This window comes from Bifidobacterium sp. JNUCC 75 (assembly GCF_054819865.1).
This window is the reverse complement of the sequence record NZ_JBTHIF010000001.1, coordinates 1,344,205-1,368,682: the sequence shown is the minus strand read 5'-3', so window position 1 is coordinate 1,368,682 and position 24,478 is coordinate 1,344,205. Positions and strand designations below refer to the sequence as shown.

Sequence of the window (24,478 nt, the reverse complement as noted above, 5' to 3'; positions counted from 1 at the left end):
GTAGAACCATCCACTGTATCACCGGCATGGCAAGGGGAGCGCGGCAGAGGGTGGCTGACCACCCGCCCGACTAACGCTCCCCACCGGTACATGCCTGACGGCGGGCAGGGTCACCAGAGCTCCCCTACCTCACCGTCCGGCGCGGAATCAGTTGCTTTCCGACTTCTCGCGATTGGCGAACTGCTTCTTGATGTTGACTCGGGCCGTGTTCTGGTCCTTGGCATTCTTCATGTCCACATCCAGTACCTGCTTGAAGCCCAGTCCGTCGACCTTGGAACGCATCTCGTCCATTAGGCTGTTGAACTCGTTGTCATCCTTGGCGAAGACTGCCTTCCAGGAGGTGTTGACGATCTCGGTCTTCACCTGACCACGCAGGGTAGAGATCTGGGAGGACTCATCGGGCTGGATGAAGCTGGAGCCGGGGGCGATCATGAGCTTGTTCGCCTTCTCCAGATACTGCATGGAGGTCTTGGCCCCGTCCATATGCTCGGACCAATCCTTGTCCAGGGCCGAGTTGCTGAACTGGTCGATGGTGGACTTCCACATGCTGGAGTCATATGGCTCCTTGGTATCAGGATCGATGTCAGTGGCCAGCTCAGTGGTGAAGTTCAGGGCAGATACACCGTCGGCGTAAGAGCCGCCGCCGAACTGGGCGGGGACCTTGGAGGACTTGTCGCTCTGAAGCTTCTTGCCGAAGTCGGTCAGCTCGGGCTTGCCGTCCTTGATGTCGAAGTTCATACCCTTGACATTGCCGGCCATGGCATAGACGCCCTCTTTGGAATAGAGCCAGTCGATGAAGTTCACCAGGCGTTGCTTGTTCTTGGCCTTGGACCCGACGGCGATAATGGCGGCGCCGCCATTGGGGGTGGCTCCGTAGGAGAAGATCTTCATGTCACCCATGGGGGCCAGCATATAGCCCTTGCCTTGGGCCTTATTTTCCGTGGTGTTGTAAGCGGCAGGACCAAGATAGCTCCAGAAGGAGAAGAGGATCTTACCCTGCTTGTACTTGTTCGACATGGTGTCGTAGTTCTGGGTGGAGGACTCGGGGTCGACCAAGCCCATCTGGTTGGCCTTGTTGAAGAACTGGAGGGCCTTCTCGTACATCCCGCCCTTCTGTGTGACCGACTGGTAGTCAGAACCATCGGCCTTGGCCAGAACGAAGCCCATCTCGTCGTAACCGAAGTAGGTTGTGGGCTGCTTGGCGTTGTTCATCATGTTGCCGTCCCAGTCCTTGAAGAGGGAGAAGGCATAGACATTCTTGTCGCCGGTATCTGCCCGGGCCTTGTCCTGCATCTGCTTGAGAACCTGCAGGAAGTCATCCAGGTTGTTGAACTTGGGGTAGCCAATCTCACGGTAGTAGTCCCAGCGGATGTAAGGGCCGAAAACAGGCTCGTTACCTTCGGAGGGGTCGGTCGGGCTCTTGGTGGAGACGCTCTGCGGCACCCCCCAGACCCCGCTGCTCTGCCCAGCCAGTTTGTTGAGGGCATCGGTGGCGGACTTGTACTTCTTAATGTTCTTGGCATTCTTCAGGTACGGTGTCATGTCATCGATCAGGTGGGCCTTGATCAACTTGGTCAGTCTGCCGTTGCCAGCTCCGGTGATGACCAGATCGCCCAGGTTCCCGGCTGCCGAACGGGTATCGAAGAGAGTGCTGCCACCGCCGGCCACATTGGGCGAGATCATGTTCAACTTGAGGTTGAACTTGTCCTTGATCAACTTGGCGAACCAGCCCTTCTGGATGCCCTGGTAGTTGGCCAGGTCGTCATAGACGTCCACCTTCATCAAGGAGCCGTCATCCTTCTCGTTGGCCGAGTTGTCTCCTCCGCCGCCACAGCCGGCCAAGGCCAGCGAGGCTGACAGCACCGCTGCCATCACCACTGCGAGTTTGCTCTTCTTCATGGTTTGCTTGTTACCTTTCTCTGCAATAGTCTGATTTTCAGACTCCCTTGGTCGGCTCGTGCCGGTCGCTCGACACAGGCCCAGCAAGGTGGTCAAGTCTTCATGTGAGGCCCGAACCCCCCGGGGCTCCCGACGGGGGCCGGACACTCATACTCTGCTTCACTTCTTGTCTTCGAACTGCTTCTTGATGTTTACCCGGGCCGTGTTCTGGTCCTTGGCGTCCTTCATGTCCACATCGAGAACCTGCTTGTAGCCCATCCCGTCAACCTTGGAGCGCATCTCATCGAGGAGGGCATTGAACTCGTTGTCATCCTTGGCGAAAGAGGCCTTCCAGGAGGCGTTGACGATCTCGGTCTTCACCTGACCGCGGAGGGTCTTGATCTGGGAGGACTCGTCCGGGGTCACGTAGCTGGAACCCGGGGCCACCATGATCTTGTCGTTCTTCCTCAGATATTCCATGGTGGTCTTGGCCCCGCCCATGTGGGCGGACCAGTCAGTGCTCAGCGGGTCCGTATTTTTGGCCAGTTGCGAGGGCCACATGCTGGCGTTGTAGGGGTAGCCCGTGGAGGGATCCTTGTCCTGGACGATCACAGTCGGGTAGTTCAAGGCCGAAACCCCGTCCTTATAAGTGCCGCCACCCCAATCGGCCGGCACGTTGGCACCGTTGCCGAAGAGGACCTTCTCGCCGAAATCGGTCAGAACCGGCTTGCCGTCCTTGACCGTCCAGTTCAGGTTCTTAGGACCAGCGGATCCGCCGGTTTGGGCACCGGAGGCGTAGACCCCCTCAGGCGAGTAAAGCCAGTCGATGAAGTTGACCAAGCGTTGCTTGTTCTTGGCCTTGGAACCCAGAGCGATGAAGGTGCTGCCCCCATCAGGCGTGGCGCCATAGGAGAAGATCTTCATGTCCTCCAGTGGGGCGATCATGAAGCCTTTGCCCTGGGCCTTGTTGTCCGTGGTGTTGTAGGCGGCCTGCCCCAGCCATGGCCAGAAGGAGAAGAGAATCTTGCCCTGCTGGTACTTGGCGTACATGGTGTCGTAGTTCTGGGTGGTCGACTCGGGGTCGACCAGGCCAGCCTGTGATGCCTTGTTGAAGAACTGGAGGGCCTTCTCGTACATCCCGCCCTTCTGTGTGACCGACTGGTAGTCAGAGCCATCGGCCTTGGCCAGAACGAAGCCCATCTCGTCGTAACCGTAGTAGCAGGTGGGCTGCTTGGCGTTGTTCATCATGTTGCCGTCCCAGTCCTTGAAGAGGGACATGGCGTAGATGCTCTTGTCGCCGGTATCTGCCCGGGCCTTGTCCTGCATCTGCTTGAGGACATTGACCAGGTCATCCATGTTGGCGATCCTGGGATAGCCTACCTCCTTGTAGATGTCCCACCGCACGTAGGGGCCGAAGGTGGGCTCCAGCCCCTCGGAGGGCTCCGTGGGCGGCAGAGAAGTGACCGACCCGGGCACCCCCCAGACCCCGCTTGTCTGCCCGGCCACCTTGTTGAGGGCGTCGGTGGCGGACTTGTACTTCTTGATGTTCTTCGCATTCTTCATGTACGGCGTCATGTCCTCGATCAGGTGGGACTTGACCAGCTTGGCCGCCTGGCCGGAGCCGGAGCCGGTGATAATGATGTCACCCAGGTTCCCGGCTGCTGAACGGGTGTCGAAGAGGGTGCTACCCCCGCCCGCCACATTGGGGGCCACGATGTTCAACTTGAGGTTGAACTTGTCCTTGACCATCTTGGCGAACCAGCCCTTCTGGATGCCCTGGTAGTTGGCCAGACCATCGAAGACATCCACCTGCATGAGCGACCCGTCGTCCTTCTCGTTGGCGGAATTGTCTCCGCCGCCACAGCCCGCCAGGGCCATGGACACGGTTATGACAGCGGCAGCCACCGCCGTCAGCTTCTTGGCTTGCATTGTTTCCCCTTTCCAGACACCGTCCGGCTCCTGGGCCCGTCCTGTCACCTTCGGCAAGTCGGCGGGCTGCAGGTCATCAGGAGGGTTCTGACTTCCGCTTACATCCCTATGTCTCTTACGATTGTCTCAACGGCCTGCGTGGTCCTCCTCAGTCCATGCTCCCGGCCCCCAGGCCCCTGCCCACCGCCGACGACTCCGTGAGCGGTGATGGTCAACCCCGTGGTTGATCTCCTTCGGACCGGCGGGGCCACTGCCGGTCTTGCATCTCTCATCGATTTGTCCTCCTTGATGAATCGACATGAACGCTTCCTGGCCGCCGCGTGGGATCAGGCCCGCACGGCGGCTAGGTTGCGCCTCCTCTCGATCAGCCCTTGACGGCGCCGAGCATCATGCCCTTGACGAAGTAGCGCTGGAAGAGCGGGTAGATAAAGAGGATGGGCAGCACCACGATCACGGCAACAGTCATGCGAATCGAGGTCGGGGTCTGCTGAGTGGCCAAGGCCGCCATATTCAGGGCGCCGCCCGCGCTGGCCTTGACTGCACTGGCCAAGGAGCTTGCCTGGTTGATGTACTGATAGAGCAGATACTGCAGAGAGTAGAGCTTTGAATCAGTCATGTAGATCAAGGTGTCCTGGAAGGAGTTCCACTGCCCCACGGCCGAGAAGATGGCCACCGTAGCCAAGATTGGCGTGCACATGGGCAGGACGATCTTGAAGAAGACCGTCAGTGTGCCGGCGCCGTCCACCTCGGCCGCCTCCTGGAGAGACTTGGGGATGGACTCGATGTAGGTCTTCACCAGAATAATATTGAAGGGCTGCACGATGGCCGGCAGGATGTACACCCAGAAGTTGTTGGTCAGACCCAGGTTCTTCATCGTGATGAACATAGGGATCAGACCAGCATTGAAGTACATGGTCACGATGATGAAGCGGTACCAGAGCTTGCGATGCCACATTCCCTCCTGGGTGAAGAGGAAGCCCAGGAAGGCGCTGGCCAGTACGGTCAGGGCGGCGCCGATCACGGTACGTCCCAGGGAGACCATGGCTGCTGTGCCCAGGCCCTCCAGCTTGAAGACCTCCACATAGTTGCTCCAGTGGATTCCCTTGGGCAGAATGGTGATCTTGCCGGCGGCACTCAGGGTGTTGTCGGAGATGCTGTTGATGATCAGATAGTAGAAAGGATATGTACAGATAAAGGCGAAGAGGATGAAGAAGACGATGTTGAAGACATTGAACACCTTCTCGCCCTTGGTCCGCTGCAGGAGGGGAGAAACGCCCTTCGATTCGATTGCCATGCTGTCGCTCATGATTGTTTTCCCCTCACGCTCAGATGATTGACTCGCCACGGGTCCGCTTGGAGGCCCAATTGACCAGGAACAAAAGGACCACACTGACCAGGGATTTCAGCATGGATATGGCCGTCGCAAGAGAGAGGCTGTTCTGGCCCATGCCCACGTTGTAGACGTAGAGGTCAAGCACCTGGATGTGCTTGAGGTTGAAGGCGTTCTGGAAGACAAAGTACTGATCCATCCCGTTGTTCAGGAAGTTGGAGACGCTCAGCATCAGCATGACCAGGTATGTGGGCATGAGCTGCGGAATCGTAACGTGTATGATCTGCTGGAATCGGTTGGCCCCATCCACCTGGGCGGCCTCGTAGAGTTCGGGGTCGATGCCGGATATGCCGGCCAGGTAGAGGATGGACCCCCAGCCCAGACCCTTCCACAGGCTCCACAGGAGCATCTTGATGTAGGTCCCGCTATCGGAATCCAGGAAGTGAATAGGCTGTGAGATCAGGTGGATGTTCTGCAGGAGCTGGTTGACCATGCCAGTGGAGGAGAACATGGCGAATGCCACGGCGTAGACCAGGACCCAGCTGATGAAGTTGGGCAGGGTAGTCAGGGTCTGGATGACGTTCTTGAAGTGCTTGCTGCGAATCTCATTGAGGCCGATGGCAAAGAACAGCGGGAAGAATGAGGTCAGAATGCCCAGGCCGCTCATCACGAAAGTGTTGATCAGGACCTGGCCGACCGTATGCAGCTGGGCCGGATTCTGGATCATCATCTTGAACCACTGGAAGCCGACGAATTGGCTCTCCGAAAGGGGAATGGGTGGCTGATAGTCATAGAAGGCATATACCCATCCGAGCAGTGGATAGTAACTGAAGAGGATGACCAGTATCAGAAAGGGGACGGTCAAGAGGAAGAGGTTGATGCTGTGTCTCTTCTTGCCGCTTATGCCCCCTTGGCGTTTAGTCTTACCCCGCCGGGTGGCGTTCAACGGAATGTCGCCAGTTGACATCCTGCCCTCCTGTCTTTCCTATAAGCCCGCTCCATTGCGTTGCCAGCCATGCGCCGAATGCTTCCACTACTTTTCGGCGCCGTGTTTACCGTAGTAGGCTTATTTATATGTTTGTAAATAGATTAGTACACCGATTTAACTTAGCTGTCAAGCCGCGGTATGCTACAAGGCATGTCACCACGTAAGACAGGACCGCTCCCACCCATGGGTCCAGGCAAGATCGGTCACCTTTCTGACAGACCCGTCCGACAGCTGTTCCTGTAGCCGACGGAGTAGAAGACAGAACAACAGGATGGCCGCGCCCAGTCTCCTGCCCGCGTGCCGCCGCCCCCGCCGGGTGCACTGACAGGTAGAGTCAAAGAGGAAAGGCGGATTATGCACTTCAACCTCGAAAGCCCCTTCTGGCAGTTCGTGAACACCCTGCTCAGATTCACAGCTCTGAACCTGCTCTTCGTCGTCACCTGCATACCCCTGGTCACGATAGGGCCCGCCCGCAGCGCCCTCTACGGCACGATTTTCGCCTATGACGACCACGACGACATCCCCCTCTGCCGACAGTACCTGCACCGCTTCATCCGGGAGTTCAAGCAGTCCATAATCGCTTTCATCATCCACGTCGCGCTGGGTGCCATCGTCATTTATTCGCTGGCCTTCTGGCTGAGCATGAAGGGGGCAATGACCTACCTCGCCCTCATTGTCCTGATCATCGGAACCGTTCTGCTCGTCCTCTCATACGAGTTCTTTTACCCCCTGCAATCCCGCTACACCAATACGGTTTGGGGGTTCTTCAAACTCTCCGTCGGGGTTCCCATGGGGATCCCCCTCTACGCCATCTGTCTCCTGGCCATCGACGTGGCCTTCGCCTTCCTCGTCTACTATGTGCCCTTCCTGCGGGTCATGGCCATAATCTTCGGCTTCTCCTGGCTGGCATACGCCAAGTCACTGATCTATCTACGGGCCTTCGACCGTTTCGAGCGGGGTGCCAAGGGAGACACCACGACCACCTATAAGAACGGTTCTCTGTGACCAAGGCGGTGCCGTCACATTTCGCGTGGTTGACCGGGCATAAGTCGCTCGCATGAACCGCAGTTGTATCCAGGCTGCCAAGAGTGGCATATAGGGTACAAAAAAGGCGGTGTCCGCCGGCCCCAAACCTGGCGGACACCGCCCCATCGCTTACCGATAGGACCCCGGCTCTACTGGCGGATCATGGACCGCCAGGCAGGCCGGAATCGTGGAATCACTTGGTCCTGTTCTCATACTCCTTCACAATATCCTGGCGTGCCTTGGTTTGAGCCTTGGCGTTGGCCATGTCGATCTTCTCGATCTTCTCGTAGCCCAACCCCTTCACGTTGTTGCGCATGGTCTTCAGGATGGTGTCGAACTCGTTGTCATCCTTGGCGTAAACCGCCTTCCAGGACTCGGAGACGATCTCGGACTTGACCTGGCCGCGAACTGCGGTGATCTGGGAGTCTTCCTCGGGCGGGATGTACCCTGAGCCGGGGGCGACCACGATCTGCTTGTGCTTCTCCAGATACTCCAAGGCCGTCTTGGCACCGTCCATATGAGCGGACCAGTCATCCCTCAGAGCGTTGGGCTTGGCCAGTTCGGTCTTCCACAGGGCCGGATTGTAGGTCTCCTTGGTGGACGGGTCGATGTCGTTCTGGTTCAGCCCCTGGAAGTGCATCATGGAGATGCCCTTGTTGTAGTCACCGCCGCCGAACTCTGCGGGGACCTTCAGTCCGTCGGCCTCATTCATGGCCTTAAGGCCGAAATCGGTCATCTTGTTGCCTTCAGAGCTCCTGGTCCAGCAGAGCTTTTCCGGGCAGACGGGGCCACCGGCGTTCTGGGCCGTGGCATAGACACCCTCAGGCGAGTAAAGCCAATTGAGGAAGTCAACCAGGCGCTGCTTGTTCTTGGCCTTGGCACCGATTGCCAGGATGGGATCCACCCCATCGGGAGCGAAGCCGTCTGAATAAATGTCCATGTCCTGCAGGGGCGCCAGCATGAACCCGATTCCCTTGGCCTTGTTGGCAGCAGAGTTGATGCGGGGTTGGCCCAGCCAGCACCAGATGTCGACCAGCATCTTGCCCTGGCTGGTCTTGGCGGTGATGTTGTCCCAGGTCTGAGTGGAAGAATCCGGATCAATCAGGCCCATCCTCTGGGCCTTGTTGAGGAAGCGCAGGAGCTTCTCGTAGATGCCGCCCTCCTGGATGGGGGTCTGGTCATCGGAGCCGTCAGCCTTGGTCAGGACCGAGTTCATCGTGTTGTACCCATACCAGGAGGCCATATCCATGGGGAACTTCATCATCTCCCCATCCCAGTCCTTGAAGAGGCTGAGAGCGTAGATGTCCTTCTGGCCGGTGTCGGCCCGGGCCTTGTCCTGCATGAGCTTCATAACGTTGAGGAAGTCATCCAGGTTCTTAATCTCCGGGTAACCGACCTCACGATAGTAGTCCCAACGGATGTGGGGAGCCGTGCCGGGCTCATCTCCGGCGTTCGACTTGAGCGGGGACTGGGAGGACACGTTTCCGGGGATGCCCCAGACGCCATCCTTACCCGCCACCTTGGTCACCCTGTCCAGGGCGCCCTTGTACTTCTTCAAGTACTTCTCGTTCTTGATGTAGGGGGTCAGATCAGTAATCAGATCGGCCTTAACCAGCTTCTGCAGGCGGCCATTGCCAGTGTGGGTCAGAATCAAGTCGCCCAGGTTTCCAGCTGCCGAACGGGTCTCGAAGAGAGTCTCGCTGTTGCCGGTGACACCCGGTGCGATGACCTTGAGCTTGATGTTGAACTTGTCCTTGATCAGCTTGGCGAACCAGCCCTTCTGCATACCCTGGGCCGTGGCGTCCTGGGAGAACATCTCAACGGTCATTTCAGAGTGGTCGTCCGGGCCATCGCTTGAATTAGCACCGCCACCACAGCCCGCCAAGGACATGGCACCGGTGATGGCGACGGCGATCGCCGCCATTGCCTTCTTCTTGAGGTTCATGGATTATCTTCCTTCTTTGTCATCCGCCACCCAACCCGTGGCGTCTCTTACCACCGTCCAACCTCCCCGGTCCGGCCAAGAAAATCTGTATCGGATTTTCTTGGCCGGACCGGGGAGGTCATCGCGGCCGTACGGGGGCCTGTACAGCCCCCGTCAGAACCCGGGCCGTCTTTCAGCGGACCGGATCACTTGCCGTGCTGTTCCTCCCATTCCTTGACGATCTTCTGACGGGCCTTGGTCTGGGCCTTGGCGTTGGCCATGTCGATCTTCTCGACCTGCTCGTATCCAAGCCCCTTCAGGTTGTCTCTCATGGTCTTCAGGATGGTGTCAAACTCGTTGTCATCCTTGGCATAGACCGCCTTCCAGGACTGGGAGACGATCTCGGACTTGACCTGGCCACGCAGGGCCTTGATGGAGGAGTCCTCGGTCGGAGCTACGAAGCCTGCCCCGACGGCAACCATGGCCTCGTCGTGCTTCTGCAGCCACTCAAGAGCGGTCTTAGCACCGTCCATATGGGCGGACCAGTCATCCCTGAGGGCGTCAGGCTTGGCCAGCTCAGATTTCCACAGCTGGGGGTTATAGGTCTCCTTGGTGGTCGGGTCGATGTCGTTCTTGTGGATGCCTGTGAAGTGCATCATCGACACTCCCTTGCCGTACTGACCGCCGCCGAACTTGGCAGGCACCGGTTGAGTATTGTTCGGATCTTCCTCATCAGTCCCGAACATGACCCTGATACCCAGGTCGGTCATCTTGTTGCCGTCCTTGGTCCGCTCCCAGCACATCTTCTCCGGGCAGGCCTGTCCCATGGCACCGGTGGCCGTGGCATAGACACCCTCGGGCGAGTAGAGCCAGTCGATGAAGTCGACCAGGCGCTGCTTGTTCTTGGCCTTGGCACCCACGGCGATGACCGGGTCATGACCGTCGGGCATAAACCCGTCCGCGTAGACCTTCAGGCCGGGTACTGGGGCCAGCATGAATCCAACCCCCTTGGCCTTGTTGCCCACGGTATTGACGGCCGGCTGGCCCAGCCAGCTCCAAATGTCTGCCAGGACCTTGCCCTGGTGGACCTTCTGGGAAATGTTGTCCCAGGTCTGGGTGGAGGAATCCGGATCCACCAGGCCCATCCTGGAGGCCTTGTTGAGGAAACGCAGCATCTGCTCGTAGATGCCACCCTCCTTGGTAACAGGCTGGTCGTCCTTCCCGTCGGCCCGGGTAAGGACCGTGTTCATGGGATTGTACCCGTACCAGGAGGCCATATCCATCGGGTACTTCATCATCTCCTGGTCCCAGTCCTTGAAGAGGCTGAGGGCATAGATGTCCTTTTTCCCGGTGTCTTCACGGGCCTTGTCCTGCATGAGCTTGAGAACGTCGAGGAAGTCATCCAGATTGTTAATCTTGGGGTAGCCCACCTCGCGGTAGTAATCCCAGCGGATGTGGGGGGCCGTGCCCGGCTCATCACCAGCGGAAGGCTTGGAGGGCGACTGCGTGGCCACATCGGACGGGGCCCCCCAGACGCCATCCTTACCCGCCACCTTGGTGACCCTGTCCAGGGCACCCTGGAACTTCTTTAGATTCTTCTCATTCTTCATGTAAGGGGTCATGTCGGCAATCAGGTTGGAATCGACCAGCTTCTGCAGACGACCGTTGTCCGTGTTGGTCAGAATCAGGTCACCCAGGTTGCCAGTGGCCGCCCTGGTCTGGAAGATGGTCTCCGCGTTACCCGTCTGAGCAGGCGCAACCACCTTCATCTTCATATTGAACTTGTCCTTGAGTATCTTGGCGAACCAGCCCTTCTGCTCTCCCTGGGCGGTGGCGGACATGGAGAACATCTCCACATTCATCAGGCCTTTGTCGTCAGCACCCTCGCTGCTGCTCTCACCGCCGCAGCCTGCAAGGGCCATGGCCGAGGACAGGATCAAGGCCATCGCCATTGATGCCTTCTTCTTGAGGGACATTGTTCCTCCTTTTTCTTCTATCTTTGATTCTTATTGTTTGGTTCTTCCGGAGCGGTCCGACCCCTTGGGGCCAGACCGGAAGCCGACGCCCCCAGTCGGCTCTCCCGTTCTTTTTTTCCTTCTCGATTGGCCGGAACCACCCGTCCTGCTAATCTCACCTCCCACAGGCAGATCCGATCGAATTCCCCCTCCCGACCGGATGCCGCTTTACGGAGAGGAGGAGGAAGATTCACCCCTTGACAGCGCCGAGCATCATGCCCTTGACGAAGTAGCGCTGGAAGAAGGGATAGACGAAGAGGATGGGCAGCACCACGATCACGGCAACAGTCATGCGAATCGAGGTCGGGGTCTGCTGGGTGGCCATAGCAGCCGCATTCAGAGCGCTGCCCGTGCCGCTAGCCTTGACCGAGGAGGCCAGGGCAGCCGCCTGGTTGATGTAGAGGTAGAGCACGTACTGCAGGGAGTAGAGCTTGGAATCCGACATGTAAAGCAGGGTGTCCTGGAAAGAGTTCCACTGCCCTACGGCCGAGAAGATAGCCACTGTGGCCAGGATCGGCGTGCACATAGGCAGTATTATCTTTCTGAAAACAGTCATTGTGCCAGCGCCGTCCACCTCGGCCGCCTCCTGAAGGGAGGAGGGGATGGACTCGATGTAGGTCTTCACCAGGATGATGTTGAAAGGCTGCACGATGGCCGGAAGGATGTACACCCAGAAGTTGTTGGTCAGACCCAGGTTCTTCATTGTGATGAACATAGGGATCAGACCAGCATTGAAGTACATGGTGATGATGACGAACCGGTACCAGAAGGACCGGTGCCACATCTTCTTCTGAGTGAACATAAAGCCCAGGAAGGCGCTGGCCATGACGGTCAGGGCCGTGCCGATCACGGTACGACCCAGGGAGACCATGGCAGCATCCCCCAGACCCTCCAGCTTGAAGACGGCCTTGTAATTCTCCAGGTGGAAACCTTGGGGGAACCAGTTGACATCACCAGCCGCACTCGCATCATTGTCGGAGATGCTGTTGATGATCAGGTAGTAGAAGGGATATGTACAGATGAAGGCGAAGAGGACGAAGAAAGCGATGTTAAAAACATTGTAGACCTTCTCCCCTTTTGATCTGCGAATCAGGTGGGACCCGTCCAAGGTCCCGGCAGATGTGTCGATGGCGTCACTCATATTTCAGCTCTCCTTTTCCGCTCGGGACCTCAGATGATCGACTCGCCGCGCACACGTTTGGACAGTGCGTTGACACTCAGTAAGAGGACCACGCTGACTAGGGATTTCAGCATGGATATGGCCGTGGCGAGAGAGAGGCTGTTCTGGCCCATGCCCACGTTGTAGACGTAGAGGTCAAGCACCTGGATGTGCTTGAGGTTGAAGGCGTTCTGGAAGACGAAGTACTGATCCATCCCGTTGTTCAGGAAGTTGGAGACCGACAGGAGCAGGAGCACGAAGTAGGTGGGCATCAACTGCGGAATCGTCACATGGATGATCTGCTGGAATCGGTTGGCCCCATCCACCTCGGCGGCCTCATAAAGCTCCGGATCAATGCCGGCGATGCCTGCCAGGTACATGATCGACCCCCAGCCCAGTCCCTTCCACAAGCCCCAGGCCATCATCTTCAGCCAGGTGTGCGAGTCGGAATCGAGGAACTTGATGGGGTCTGTGATCAAATGGAGATCCATCAGGGTCTCGTTGACCATTCCGGAGGAGGAGAACATGGCGAATGCCACGGCGTAGACCAGGACCCAGCTGATGAAGTTGGGCAGGGTGGTCAATGTCTGAACGACGTTCTTGAACCAACGGGCCCTGATCTCGTTGAGAGCGATGGCGAAGAAGAGGGGGAACATGCTGGTCAGAATGCCCAGGCCGCTAATGCCGAAAGTGTTGATGAGCACTTGCCAGACCGCGCGAAGCTGAGCGGGGTTCTGAATCATCATCTCGAACCACTGGAGGCCCACGAATTTGCTCTTCGACAGAGGGATAGGGGGCTGGTAGTCGAAGAAGGCGTAAACCCACCCGAACAGAGGGAGATAACTAAAGAGAACTACGAAAATGAGAAGGGGAACGATGAGGAGCCAAAGATTGAAACCGTGGCGCTTGGAGGATTCTACCTTCCCTGAAAACCGTCTTTTCCTTTTCGGCGCGGACGCTCGCGCACTATGGGACAGCGTCGCTTCGGACGCGGGAGACCCGACGGCCCGGTCCAAAACGACGTTCGCATCTTGATGATTAACCTGCACCCTTCCTCCTTCGGTCAGCCACTTCGCTTCTTCGAATGCGGTACATGGTCAAATGGAATACAGCCATGTATTTTCGCTTTGGTTTTACCAAAGCCCTATAAATAGGATATTAAATTAACAATTCCTCTTATGTCAATTAGACTAGCAGGGGACTCCCAATAATCGCAAATAGGAAACGCCTCTTGCTATCCCTATCAGAGAGTCCGTCAGGTACGGCATCCGCAGATAGGCCTCGGGAGCCCATGACAGGCCACCGCCTTCCACCTGCACGTCAGGCGGACCTGACGACTGGCTGGACTGGAGTCATTGATAACGGCTTTGACCATGGACACCAGCCGTTACCCTTCGAATTAAGTCACCATAGGAACAATTTACCTCCCTCGCACAGGACCTGTGCCGGAGGCTGGCGGTTGTGTCTTCCTCGCAAGGGTCTGGTGAAGGCCAACCTGCCGTGAACCAGACTTGTTACAGTTTGAAACTGTTCATGTTTCAACATAACAGGACGGTCTTTGACAAATGGGATTCATACACTGGCTCATCAACCTACTCAAAGATCCGCGCAGCGCTATCGCGGGGTGGATTGCCATGGGACTGGTGCCCACATATGCATTCATCTTCCTGATCATCTTCATCGAGACGGGCGTGGTTTTCATGCCCTTTCTGCCCGGTGACTCCCTCCTATTCGCGGCCGGCGTCTTCGCACACGACCCCACCAGCGGGATGGCATTGGACATCCTCCTGCCGGTCGTCTGCCTGGCTCCGATCCTCGGCGACCAGAGCAACTACTTCATAGGGCACTTTTTCGGACGGGCTATCATCAGGTCAGGCAGGGTGAAAGCCTTGACCCCGGAACGGCTGGCCAAAACAGAGGGAATGATAGACAAGTGGGGCCCCTTGGCTGTTTTCCTAGGCCGCTTCTTCCCCTTCATCAGGACCTTCATGCCCTTCATCTCGGGAATCTCGGGGATGAAGTGGAGCCGGTTCACCCCCTTCAGTGTTCTGGGGGGTCTGGTCTGGTCCACCCTCTTCACCCTCCTGGGTTACTTCTTCGGCGGTATCCCGGCCGTCCAGGAGCATTTCGAACTGGTCATCATCCTTATTCTGCTCATATCCGTCATGCCGACCGTTATCGGCCTGATCAAGGCCAGAGCAGGCAGGGGCAAAAGGGCCGAATCCGCTCAGGTAGCCGCTGACCAGGACGAGAACCTCAGCGACTGAATATGACAACCCATCCGGCATCCGCAAAAACCGAACCATGGGTCGTAACACGGAGTCATGGCACAGACCGTCCAAATTGCGTTTGTGCCCACCCTGCGATACAGTACAGTCTGTTGTTCGGCTACGGTCGGGCAACGAATGGGGCTGTAGCTCAGTTGGTAGAGCGCTTCGTTCGCATCGAAGAGGTCGGGGTTTCGACTACCCTCAGCTCCACTTTTCAGCAGTAATTCCGTGCATGCATGTCTGGCCCGTCAGCTGGCTCATCGGCTGAATCTCTCGATTTGTATCCACCGTGACTTCTTGATCTGGCTCCGTGCAGGCAAGGGCATCGCGCCCGACCAGCCAGTAAGCGCAGGGCGGTATGTGGTAGCGCCCGGCCCCGGACCGATATGAAGTCGGTTCGGGGCCGGACGTTCGTGCTCGTGTCTGTATTAGCCTTAGGGATGGGCAAGAAGGCCGGAACGGGCCACCTGACCCAGCCAGGCCAAGGATGGCTTGGGGTGACGCTCGAAAGTCTCGTGGTCCACGGATACCAAACCGAAGGTAGGCTCGTAGGATCCCCACTCGTAGTTGTCCAGGAGGGACCAGTGGAGGTAGCCCTCCACATGCACGCCTTCATCCATAGCCTGATGAAGGCCGGCCAAGGCGTCGAAGGTGTAGTCGATCCTCCGACTGTCATCGGCTGTGGCAATTCCATTCTCGGTGACCACGATGGGGGTGTGCTCGGCGGTCTGCCAAGTGTGGCGCACGGCCTCCCCCAGGGCGGCAGGGTAATACTCCCAGCCTGTCAGGGTCTTCTCCGCATCCTCCGGCACCGGTTGGGGACCGTCGTGGCCGATGAAGGTGCGTAGGTAAGCCTGCACCCCTATGAAGTCGTCACCTCGTGCAGCCTGGGTGAAAAAGTCTTCACGGGGGTAGCGGTACTCCTCCATGTCTTGCTCACAGCCTGGCAAGGCCTGGAAATCCTGACAGGCAATGGTCCAACCGGACTTGATTCCCGGTCGGCGGGAAAGGACTTCCCGAGCCTTCCTGTGGGCCTTGACCAAGGATTCTGAGATGACCGGGTCGGGGGTGGGCAGAGAAGCAGCAGCCATGTCGCTGCCCTCCTGCCCCCCTTGGGTCAGAGCCACCATATTGGGCTCGTTGATTGTGCAGACCCAGGTAACGCCTTCCAGAATGGGAATGAGGTGCTCCACGTATCGGCCGAAGAGGTCTGTGGAGGCAGGATCGCGCCAGCCCCCTCGCCTGGCCAGCCAGCGGGGAAGGGTCATGTGGTTCAGGGTGACCATGGGGGTCACCCCGGCCTGGAGGCAGGCTTCGATCATAGCCCGGTAGTGCAGGAGCTGGGCCTGCGAGAAGAATCCCTCCTCAGGCTCCACCCTGGCCCACTCCACTGAGAAGCGGTAGGTGTTCAACCCGCTGCCGGCCAGGAGGGATATGTCTTCCGCGTAACGGTTGTAGCTGTCGTCAGCGTCCCCCGAAGGCTCGCTAAGGTCGCTGTCCGGCCGGTGCTCACGCTCCCACCAGTCGGCGTTGACATTGTTGCCCTCTATCTGGTGGGCAGCCGTGGCCGCCCCCCAGAGGAAATCCTGTGGAAAGGTGTATGTAGGCGTTGGCATGTGAATGTACCTTCCTTGTTGGATTGGGTGGGCGGCCCCTCCCAGGGTCGCCCATTGAACCGGCCTGCCTGCATCTTCCAGACGAGGGTGCCGGTCGTCCCCTCACCTGCTGCCTTCACTTGATGCCGGTCATGGCCACTCCCTGTATGAAGTACCTCTGCAGAAAAACGAAGAGCAAAAGTATGGGAGTGATGACCAGCACGGCCCCTGCCAGTAGGACACCATAATTCGTGGCGTTCTGACCGGTTGAATAGAGCGAAAGAGCCACCGGGAGCGTGTACTTATCTTCCGTCTGCATGGCGACAAGCGGCCACAGGAAGTTGTTCCAGGAAGACAGGAAGGTGAGGATGCTCAGGGTGGCCAGTGGTGGCCCGCACTGGGGGAGGACGATGGACCAGAATATCCTCAGCTCGCCGGCCCCATCCACCCGCGCGGCCTCAAGGAGGGCGTCAGGGATGCCCGAGATAAACTGCCGCATGAGGAAGACCCCGATGGGCTGGGTCAGGAAGGGGAGGATCAGGGCCAAGTAGGAGTTAGACAACCCCATGTTGGCGATGATTACGAAGAGGGGGACGAAGGTGGAGACACTGGGGACCATCAGGGTGACCATGACGGCCCCAAAGAGGATCTTCTTGCCGGCGAAGTCGATCTTGGCTAGGGCATACCCAACCATGGAGCAGAAGACCACGTTTCCCAGCACGGTCACCACGGCCACGATGAGGCTGTTGGCAAAGAAGGTACCGAAATGGAGTTCGCTGAACCACTTGGTGTAGTTGGCCGTGGTCGGATTCTCGGGGAGGAAGGTGGGCGGTGAAACCAAAATCTCACGCTGGGTCTTTAGCGAGCCCAGCGCCATCCAGATGAATGGGAAGACCCAGAAACCGCCCACCACTGCTAGAACCATATAGGACAGGCCCCTCCCCCTCATGAACCTCTGCCAGGGTGTAGGCGTGTTCTCCCTCAGTGGAGATGGGACCCTGCGGGCATCAAGGGCACCGGCAGTGGAAGAAGAGCGGAAGCCGGTGCTTCTCACTCCCATATGTGCTTTCATTGCTCTCTCCCCTTCCTCAGTCATCGGACCTCAACACCTTGAATTGCAGGGCGCTGACCAAGGCGATTATCACGAAGAGGACATAGCTGGCCGCCGATGAAATCCCATACTGACCGAAACTGAACTTCTGATAGACGTAGTAGGAGGCCGATAGGGTGGAATTCAACGGTCCCCCCTGGGTCATCACGAAAGATTCCTCGAAGAACTGTAAGTATGTGACCGAGAGGAGAACCGCCCCCAGCAGGAGAGTGGGCTTGAGCAGGGGGAGGGTGATGCTCCAGAAGATCCTCCTCCGGGAGGCCCCATCAATGGCCGCAGCTTCCTTGACATCCTCTGGCACGGTCTGCAAACCAGCCAGAAAGATGATCATTAGAGTGCCCATGTTCCGCCAGGTAGTCATGACGATCAGGGCCGGTAGGGCGTACCTGGTGTCGTGGAGCCAGTCCGGACCCTGCACCCCGATAAGGGCCAATGCTGAGTTGAGCAAGCCGTCCCTCTGAAGGATGTAGCGCCACACCACGGATACGGCAACCACGCTGGCCACCACCGGTGCATAGTAGAGGGCCCGGAAGAAGGCGTTCAGGTGCTGGGAACCCTTATTGAGGGCCACGGCAAAACAGAGGGCCAGGGCCATGGTCAGGGGAAGACCCACCAGGACAAAGATACCGGTGATCTTCAGAGATCGCAGGAACTGCGGATCCTTGAAGAGGGCCACATACTGTGACAGCCCCATGAAGTTCACATTGAACGGCGTCCTCAGATCCCTGGAGGTCATGTCGGTGAAGGACATGAACAGAGATGAGAGGAGAGGCAGAAGCATAAAAATGCAGAAGACCAATGTGAATGGGAGGGCAAACCCCCAGGCCACCAGGGTCCGCCGGCGACGCATGACGGCGGAAGCACCGCCGACATCGGATGAGCTACGGAAGAGCTTCATAGCTTATTTGCCCATCCCAGCCGCATCAGCTGCAGACTGGAGCTTGGACAGGCCTTCATCCACGCTCACGGCTCCCCTGTTGATCTGTTCGATGATTTTGTCTCCGGCAGAGCCTACCTGTTGCCATGTGGTTACCGAAGGTGTGGCTTTCATGCTCTTCAACTGTGTGGAGAAGGCGGCCAGTTTGTCGTCATTCTTGAGAACTGGGTCATCCCACGCCTTCTGGGAAGCCGGCAGGTCGGTCGAGATTTTGTACCACTTCGCCTGCACTTCTGGCTTGCTCAGCCAACGAATCAACTTCCAGGCAGCTTCCTTGTTCTTCGAGGTCTTGAAGACGATCATTCCACATCCGCCCGAGAATGAGATGTTCCCCTTCTCTCCTTTCGGAAGAGGAGCAGTGGTGAACTTGGATTTCATATCAGGACCACCGATTTGTTCAATCTGTCCTATACTGGTAGGACCGTCAAGCTTCATCGGAGTGGTACCTGCCGCGAATGCAGCCATGTCAGCCCCTGGGCTGACATCTGCGTTTACATTTGCAATCTTGTCTTTGAAGAAGTTGCTAGTGTATGTAATGGCCTTCTTCATCTCCGGTGTATCAATCGTCCATTTGCTGCCATCGGCATTAGTCAGTTCAGCACCCTGGGAGAAAGCGAATGGAAGGCTTGCGAGGAAACTGTCTTGGCCGGTGGGAACCAGCCAGATTCCATATTTGACGCCCTCTTGTTTCTGCATGTCCTTGGCCATCGCGCGTAGTTCATCCCAATTGCCGGGTGCATGATCCCACCCTGCCTTTTTTGCGATGTCAGTTCGATAATAAATAACGCGCGTTTCTACATACCAAGGAACACCGACCTGACGCTTTGCGACCTTACCGGATTCCACAGCACCCTTGGCCAGGTCACTCATGTCCAGATTCTTGGGAACCGTAGCTAGCCCGTTGGCGAAATCAGCCATCCAGGTGCTCCCCAGCTGCGCCAAGTCAGGACCCGTACCCGCAGCGATGGCAGTTTGAAATTTATCATGTGCGGAAGTCCATGGAATGGAGGTCACCTTGACATGGACATCCGGATTTTCCTTTTCAAAATCCCGAATCAATTCAGGCAACTTCTCACCCTCGTTGCCAATACCCCATAAATTCAACTCACCAGTTGCCGGCTTGTTGTCAAGGGCTATGGAAGAATCACCACCCCCCCCCCGCAGTTGTTTCATTATTCGTCCTTCCGCAACCGGCGAATCCAAAGACAGTAGCAATGCTGATGACGACCCCTGCCAAAGCCCTTGCGCTTGACGCACTTCTTCTCATCACGTTCCTCCTTGAAGTGATTTACGGTAATCTAAGGGCTTAGATTACATAGCTAATCTATGCGACTGGATTTGCCCAGTCAAATCACTCGCGGGAGCCTAACGGCAGTTAGATATGTGCATCACAGAAGGAGCACAACCACAACTCCCTCAAATAACTAGCTTTTCAGGAACCAAGATTGACATGGCTTCAATCCATGGCTTTCTACTTCGCTTTGCGTGTTCCCGAGCGGACAGACATCCGATGTCCCGCATCGGCAACTAGACCGCGGTCACAAATAGTTAGGAGAATCGGCCAGCCAGTATATACCGTCAGAACCGGTAACAATTACACCATCCAGGACGCACGCACCTAATCCTCTGAGAAAATGAAACAAGGTCAGAGCTGTTGTGTCAATCCCGCAGATGATTGCATCCGGTACATCACAAACCAACAGCATTGTTTTGTTTACCCGGAAGGGATGATCACCACTACAGCCTTCATTAATTGGAGTTGACGGAACAGACTTGCCCAGTCGAGCAAGGCGTTCCTGGACCACATGGAACGGTTCCGAAATAACGGGGTTAATCAGGGAACCCACAAACTCAACCCGATGAGCGTCATGAACGGAAATAAGATGATCGACTAACTCACCGAATCACTTGTGGTTAATCTCAGTGACGTACAACAAGGGGAACCCTGGGAACTCCGGATCTGCATAGCTGTCTGCATCATAATGCGAAGCTCCTATGAAGTGGAGGTAACACCGGCCCACGCGAACAGTGCCAGACCATCGATGCGGCCAGCCATATCAAGAATCGATCGTGTTTTATTATCGACCATAGAACTATCGCAGAGCACAGCCTGACACATATCCCAGCAGACCTGTTGGGCCCCCGCAGAATCTCATTGGAATACAAAGTCTGGGAGCAGATATCGATATCATCCCCGCCTTTCTCACAGCCCGGACTTGCATTGCCGGCATCGCCAGGCCTATACACGCAGAAAGGTCCGCTTGAATAGATGCCCAGGACGTCGGTCCTCCACTAGCCAGGCTGCGCGCACTTACACCCGGAATGTCATTCAACCGCTGGGAAACTTCTAACCCTTTCAAACGCGTGAATTCCCTTACGTGACTCGATCGGCAGTAGATGCAAGACATCGTGGCGATAGAGGCGCTGGCTTCCTACGCCACATCGTGGACTCTTGCTCTGCGCGTAACACCCATTCTGTCCGCTTAGACAAAAAAGGACGCCGGATGACCTGTTGCAGAACCTTGGCCACCCAGCTACCTCCCTTGTCAACATGGGCCGGTGGACAGTTACAGACATGGGTGTCGGCACTTACTGTACAGTCTGTCCATCGACTCTGAGGAAGATGTTGATATGGGCAGCACCAGCCAACTGGTCCTGCGTCACTTCCAACCCGCCCTTGCGGTAAGGCAAATCCAGAATTCGGCCCTCAAGCCTGCGTCCATCGGCCTCAACCCATAGACGATCCGAACCTGCACCCTTTGAGTCTCTGTCTCCTGGTCCAGTGGCCGACCCACCAGCCACATGGTAGCGGAATGTACGCGGCTGGCCGAATAGGGTCATGGTCACCTCCAGTCCGTCATCTTCCTGGGACAGGACCGGATCGAAGACAACCCGCCCATCGTGCAGCTGGAGGCCGAAGAGGTGCTGGACCACTTGTCGGCAGTAGATGCCGGGGCCGGAGGAATAGATCCTCCACCCTCCCCTCACGCCTACGGGGTCCTTGGCCCCCTCCTTGAGCCTCGACCATTGTGAGGCGGCCGTGTATCTGTCGGGGAAGTCGGCGTCCGACGAGGCGAAGTAGCAGTTGCGCTGCCTGGACTCGCTGGTTGTCAGGCGGCGGAACTGGCCGACCGGGCTGATTCTTAGGAGTTCCTGACCCAGGCGGGTCCTGCCCAGCAAGCCCAGGGCCTCCGTGTAACGCACATGGGCGTGCGTATACATCAGACCAATCTCCCGGCCCACGTTGGCGGCCTGTTCGGCCCTCTTGAAGACCTTGGTCACTCCATCATGGAAGGAGGCTGGGCGGTCCATGAGCCTCACTCCGTCCGGATAATGAAGATTGTCTTCGATGATTCTCTCATGGTCCGCCTCCTGGTCAGGTGTGAGCAGGCCGGCGATGATGGAGCGAGTCATGGGAATCAACCTGTACCGTATGCCTGTCCTGTTATCCGAGGGGTGTATGACCGGGCGGGGTTGGCCATCAACGAAGTTGACGTATCCGGCCAAGACTCCTTGGAAGATAAAGTTATCGGCGAAGTCGGCCTTAATTCTGCCGGCCTCACCGGCAAAGCGGGAGGCCAGTTCGGTCCGGCCGGCAGCCTCCAGGAGCGGTTGCAATCCGCAGCAAGCCTGGTAGAGGAGGGCGATGGTCCATGTGGAGGCCATCTGTCTCTTCATGGACTCCTGGGCCGGCTGAAGGGTGTCGTCCCAGTCCCCCTCGCCATAGCAGAAGAGGTCGGTGTCCGGGACTCTATGCGACTGGATATAGTCCAGCGTCCGAGCCAGGTGGTCGGATACCGTGGGCAGGCTGGATGAGGGACCACCATGATTGACTGGGCTTCCAGTTTCGACCGATTCGAATGATATGGAGGAGCGAGCGGCATCATCTCGCCAAAAAGCCACAGGCTCATCCAGGATGTCCAACCTACCGCCTGCTTCGACGTACTCAGCCAGCGCCAGCAGGGGCCAGACTGGGATGTCCCCGTGGGAATCGTGCTGGTAGAGGTCCGCATACTGGTCGAACATAAACCACTGCGGCAGGGAGCCGTCGGGGTTCTGGTGGGCGAAGACCTTGAGGAGGATGGTCCGGGCCAGGTCGGCATGGCCGAAGGTCAGGGCCAGTTCCAGGGGCCCCTGGCAGACATCCCGTGTACCCCAGGCGGCGCCCCCGTACTGTTCCAGCCCGTGGGGCGACAGAAAATGAACCAAGGCGTTCTGCACCAGCCAGGGCAGAAGATCATTGAATTCGGCAAATCTTCCCTCCCCTGCCACATGCAGACCCTGCATGAAGGAGGTCATAGCCAGGTAATGGGCATGGAGGAGCTCCCTTTCGGAGCCGGCGGGGGCTGCATCAGGCGTGCTTTTCTTGCTTGCACCGCCATCCATGGATCCGGCGATGGTGACGGACAGGGCACGGCCTCCGTCCGACAGGAATGTGGCCATGGCCGGATCGGTGGTATGGGCCCCTGCGCCTGGATCGAAAAGGAGGCCATCATCCCCGGCCCTTGCGTCGGGCGATGAGACTACATATTTCAGTCCTGGGCAACGTTCAGCCGCCAGGCTACCCGGTGCAGGGGTAAAGGAAATGGATTTCCCCATCTCTCGGGTTACATCGGCAGGAGCGAACTTCCGAATCCAGGCGGACGGATCTTCCAGGCTGATTGTCAACAGGGCCCGGATCGGGTCATCTGTCTCCAGATGGATGTCGATGGCGGCCCTGTCCAGGTGGGCGATGGTGGACACCGTCAGGGTCCGATCACCCAGACGATAGACCCAACGGGATCCGCCCAGATCCATGATGTAGACCGAAGGAACCCCCAAGAGGCGCCAGGCCCCGTCCACCCGGACCAGGATGCGGACCCCTCGCGAGCGCAGGAGGCCCAAACCGGTCTTCTGGACTGAAATCAGCTGGTTCATATTGGTGTTGCCCAGGACCACCTGTGAGGCAAAGACACCCCCGGCATAAGTGGTGGCGGCCATGGTAGGCCGTGACGGGTCGGTATCCGGGTTGCCGGACAGGAGAATCTGCCCGTGGGAGCGGGCCACCTCCAGTTCCTTGCGAGCGCTTACCACATGGCAGGCATCATCTCCGAAGTAAGAGAGCAGATGGCCCGTCTGGTCCGCCTCTGGCTGGCGAACAGGCCCTCTGCCCAGTTGACTGAACTCATCCTCAGACAGGAGGTCGCCATTCAACAGTGCGGAAGAGATCAGGAGTGAGGTTGCTGGCTCAGCCCGTGTGGCAGCGGGACAGACAGGTGATGTGTCAGAGGATCCGATGGATGGTCCGCCATCCGCCTCGGTCTCGCCTGCCCCACTCCGACTTTCTTCAGAGGCTTCTGCGCAGGCGGCGCAGGCCTCCCCCAGGTCACCCCTGTAATCGGACAGTGCAGTGTTCCACACCTGCCAGGTGAGACCCCCTTGGGTCAACGGCACCCTGGTGGAGAGGAGGCAGGCCATGGCGAACTCATACTGATCTATACCTCCCCGGTCCCAGTCGGCATCACCAAGGGCCGCGGGTTGACCGTCCAGACGGGCACCAAGCCCGTAAAAGTCGTAACCGTCGGTCATGAATGCCCTGCATCCCTGTGAGATTCCCGTAACGTACAAGGGGAGCCGAGGGGCACAACCCATCGTCTGCCGACCTGACAGGACGCTGCCTAAATTGGGCACGTCCTGCACATGGTAGGCAATGTACTGGGAGATGTAGGACTCGGCGCCGGCAGCCATGGCTGGCTCCACCAGGGCCAGATCCTGGGCGGAAACCAGGTCCCACAGATCGTCGGGCAAGATGACGTCATCCCATTTCTGTCTCTTACTGCCGCCAGTTGAGTTACCCTGGTCAATCGTGACCGACACCTCCCAGGTCCATGACGCTCCCCTACCAGGCCCGCCGCTTTCATAACCAGATGTAAGAGCGCGGGAAAGCGCAGGAGATATGACTTTTGGAACAAGTCGAACCCGCCAGCGGACACCCAGATCCCTCCCCTCCCAGACGGGGCTGTCGGCTGCCGGAGCGAAGGAGGCCCGGGAACCTGATCCGGTCAGTTGGATGGAGTCGATCCGCCCCTCCCGATGGCGGCGGAGCCAGAGACCGGCCAGGGGACGGTCATGTAGGCAGGGCCGGAACTGATTGATCTGGATGCCTCCTGCATTGATCAGTGTCAGATCCCCGTTGAAGTTGAACGAAGCCGAGAAATCCCCCTTCTCGACGGTCATGCCTTTGGGCCGCCGCATCCGGCCCCCGTCTCCTTCACCGTCACCTGCGCCTTGATCGGGAGACTTGCTGCGTGGAGTGCCTGTGTTCATCTTCTCCGCT

16 protein-coding genes and 1 tRNA gene are annotated in these 24,478 nt (G+C 57.9%); 4 read left to right on the top strand and 13 right to left on the bottom strand.

Features of this window, described 5'->3' with window-relative positions:
• Nucleotides 1-147 precede the first annotated feature (147 nt).
• From ACVWNW_RS05580 to ACVWNW_RS05565, 4 genes are all read right to left on the bottom strand, one after another.
• Nucleotides 148-1,899 carry a type 2 periplasmic-binding domain-containing protein gene (locus ACVWNW_RS05580; protein ID WP_046322271.1) on the bottom strand — a complete coding sequence of 584 codons (1,752 nt, stop codon included), beginning with the start codon at nucleotides 1,897-1,899 and terminating at the stop codon, nucleotides 148-150.
• A gap of 159 nt (nucleotides 1,900-2,058) precedes the next feature.
• Entirely contained in the window at nucleotides 2,059-3,807 is a 1,749-nt protein-coding gene (locus ACVWNW_RS05575; RefSeq protein ID WP_454481571.1) for a type 2 periplasmic-binding domain-containing protein, read from the bottom strand.
• 364 nt (nucleotides 3,808-4,171) lie between these two features.
• Entirely contained in the window at nucleotides 4,172-5,101 is a 930-nt protein-coding gene (locus ACVWNW_RS05570; protein WP_046323602.1) for a carbohydrate ABC transporter permease, read from the bottom strand.
• Nucleotides 5,102-5,132: 31 nt separating this feature from the next.
• Nucleotides 5,133-6,104: an ABC transporter permease gene (locus tag ACVWNW_RS05565; protein ID WP_198191597.1), complete on the bottom strand. Its 972-nt coding sequence runs from the start codon at nucleotides 6,102-6,104 to the stop codon at nucleotides 5,133-5,135.
• 375 nt (nucleotides 6,105-6,479) lie between these two features.
• Between ACVWNW_RS05565 and ACVWNW_RS05560 the strand changes: the two genes are divergently transcribed.
• Nucleotides 6,480-7,130: a YesL family protein gene (locus ACVWNW_RS05560; RefSeq protein WP_454481568.1), complete on the top strand. Its 651-nt coding sequence runs from the start codon at nucleotides 6,480-6,482 to the stop codon at nucleotides 7,128-7,130.
• A gap of 214 nt (nucleotides 7,131-7,344) precedes the next feature.
• On the opposite strand, the gene ACVWNW_RS05555 is transcribed toward ACVWNW_RS05560, so the two are convergent.
• The 4 genes from ACVWNW_RS05555 to ACVWNW_RS05540 all read right to left on the bottom strand — a co-directional run bounded on the left by ACVWNW_RS05555 (nucleotide 7,345) and on the right by ACVWNW_RS05540 (nucleotide 12,953).
• Complete coding sequence (locus tag ACVWNW_RS05555; RefSeq protein WP_198230264.1) at nucleotides 7,345-9,096, bottom strand: ABC transporter substrate-binding protein; 1,752 nt, start codon at nucleotides 9,094-9,096, stop codon at nucleotides 7,345-7,347.
• A gap of 185 nt (nucleotides 9,097-9,281) precedes the next feature.
• Entirely contained in the window at nucleotides 9,282-11,027 is a 1,746-nt protein-coding gene (locus ACVWNW_RS05550; protein WP_461196338.1) for an ABC transporter substrate-binding protein, read from the bottom strand.
• 253 nt (nucleotides 11,028-11,280) lie between these two features.
• Nucleotides 11,281-12,231, bottom strand: a complete 951-nt coding sequence (locus tag ACVWNW_RS05545; protein WP_144178249.1) for a carbohydrate ABC transporter permease — start codon at nucleotides 12,229-12,231, stop codon at nucleotides 11,281-11,283.
• 29 nt (nucleotides 12,232-12,260) lie between these two features.
• Nucleotides 12,261-12,953: an ABC transporter permease subunit gene (locus ACVWNW_RS05540; RefSeq protein WP_454481565.1), complete on the bottom strand. Its 693-nt coding sequence runs from the start codon at nucleotides 12,951-12,953 to the stop codon at nucleotides 12,261-12,263.
• Here ACVWNW_RS05540 and ACVWNW_RS05535 point away from each other — a divergent pair, their 5' ends adjacent.
• The 3 genes from ACVWNW_RS05535 to ACVWNW_RS05525 all read left to right on the top strand — a co-directional run bounded on the left by ACVWNW_RS05535 (nucleotide 12,954) and on the right by ACVWNW_RS05525 (nucleotide 14,729).
• Nucleotides 12,954-13,178 carry a hypothetical protein gene (locus ACVWNW_RS05535; protein ID WP_454481563.1) on the top strand — a complete coding sequence of 75 codons (225 nt, stop codon included), beginning with the start codon at nucleotides 12,954-12,956 and terminating at the stop codon, nucleotides 13,176-13,178. It abuts the gene before it with no gap.
• Between the two features lie 636 nt (nucleotides 13,179-13,814).
• Nucleotides 13,815-14,516: a VTT domain-containing protein gene (locus ACVWNW_RS05530; RefSeq protein ID WP_144178250.1), complete on the top strand. Its 702-nt coding sequence runs from the start codon at nucleotides 13,815-13,817 to the stop codon at nucleotides 14,514-14,516.
• Nucleotides 14,517-14,656: 140 nt separating this feature from the next.
• Nucleotides 14,657-14,729: transfer RNA gene (locus ACVWNW_RS05525), tRNA-Ala, on the top strand.
• A gap of 224 nt (nucleotides 14,730-14,953) precedes the next feature.
• On the opposite strand, the gene ACVWNW_RS05520 is transcribed toward ACVWNW_RS05525, so the two are convergent.
• From ACVWNW_RS05520 to ACVWNW_RS05500, 5 genes are all read right to left on the bottom strand, one after another.
• Nucleotides 14,954-16,135, bottom strand: a complete 1,182-nt coding sequence (locus tag ACVWNW_RS05520) for a glycoside hydrolase family 1 protein (RefSeq protein WP_454481561.1) — start codon at nucleotides 16,133-16,135, stop codon at nucleotides 14,954-14,956.
• A 115-nt stretch (nucleotides 16,136-16,250) separates the two neighbouring features.
• The gene (locus tag ACVWNW_RS05515) at nucleotides 16,251-17,186 is read right to left on the bottom strand and encodes a carbohydrate ABC transporter permease (protein ID WP_454481559.1); all 936 of its coding nucleotides are present in this window, start codon (nucleotides 17,184-17,186) and stop codon (nucleotides 16,251-16,253) included.
• Between the two features lie 16 nt (nucleotides 17,187-17,202).
• Nucleotides 17,203-18,123 (bottom strand): carbohydrate ABC transporter permease, encoded by a 921-nt coding sequence (locus ACVWNW_RS05510; protein ID WP_198191602.1) that lies wholly within the window; start codon nucleotides 18,121-18,123, stop codon nucleotides 17,203-17,205.
• Between the two features lie 3 nt (nucleotides 18,124-18,126).
• Entirely contained in the window at nucleotides 18,127-19,335 is a 1,209-nt protein-coding gene (locus tag ACVWNW_RS05505) for an extracellular solute-binding protein (protein WP_232350600.1), read from the bottom strand.
• 1,416 nt (nucleotides 19,336-20,751) lie between these two features.
• Nucleotides 20,752-24,468, bottom strand: coding sequence for a hypothetical protein (locus tag ACVWNW_RS05500; RefSeq protein ID WP_461196337.1), 3,717 nt, complete (start codon nucleotides 24,466-24,468; stop codon nucleotides 20,752-20,754).
• Between the last annotated feature and the right edge of the window lie 10 nt (nucleotides 24,469-24,478).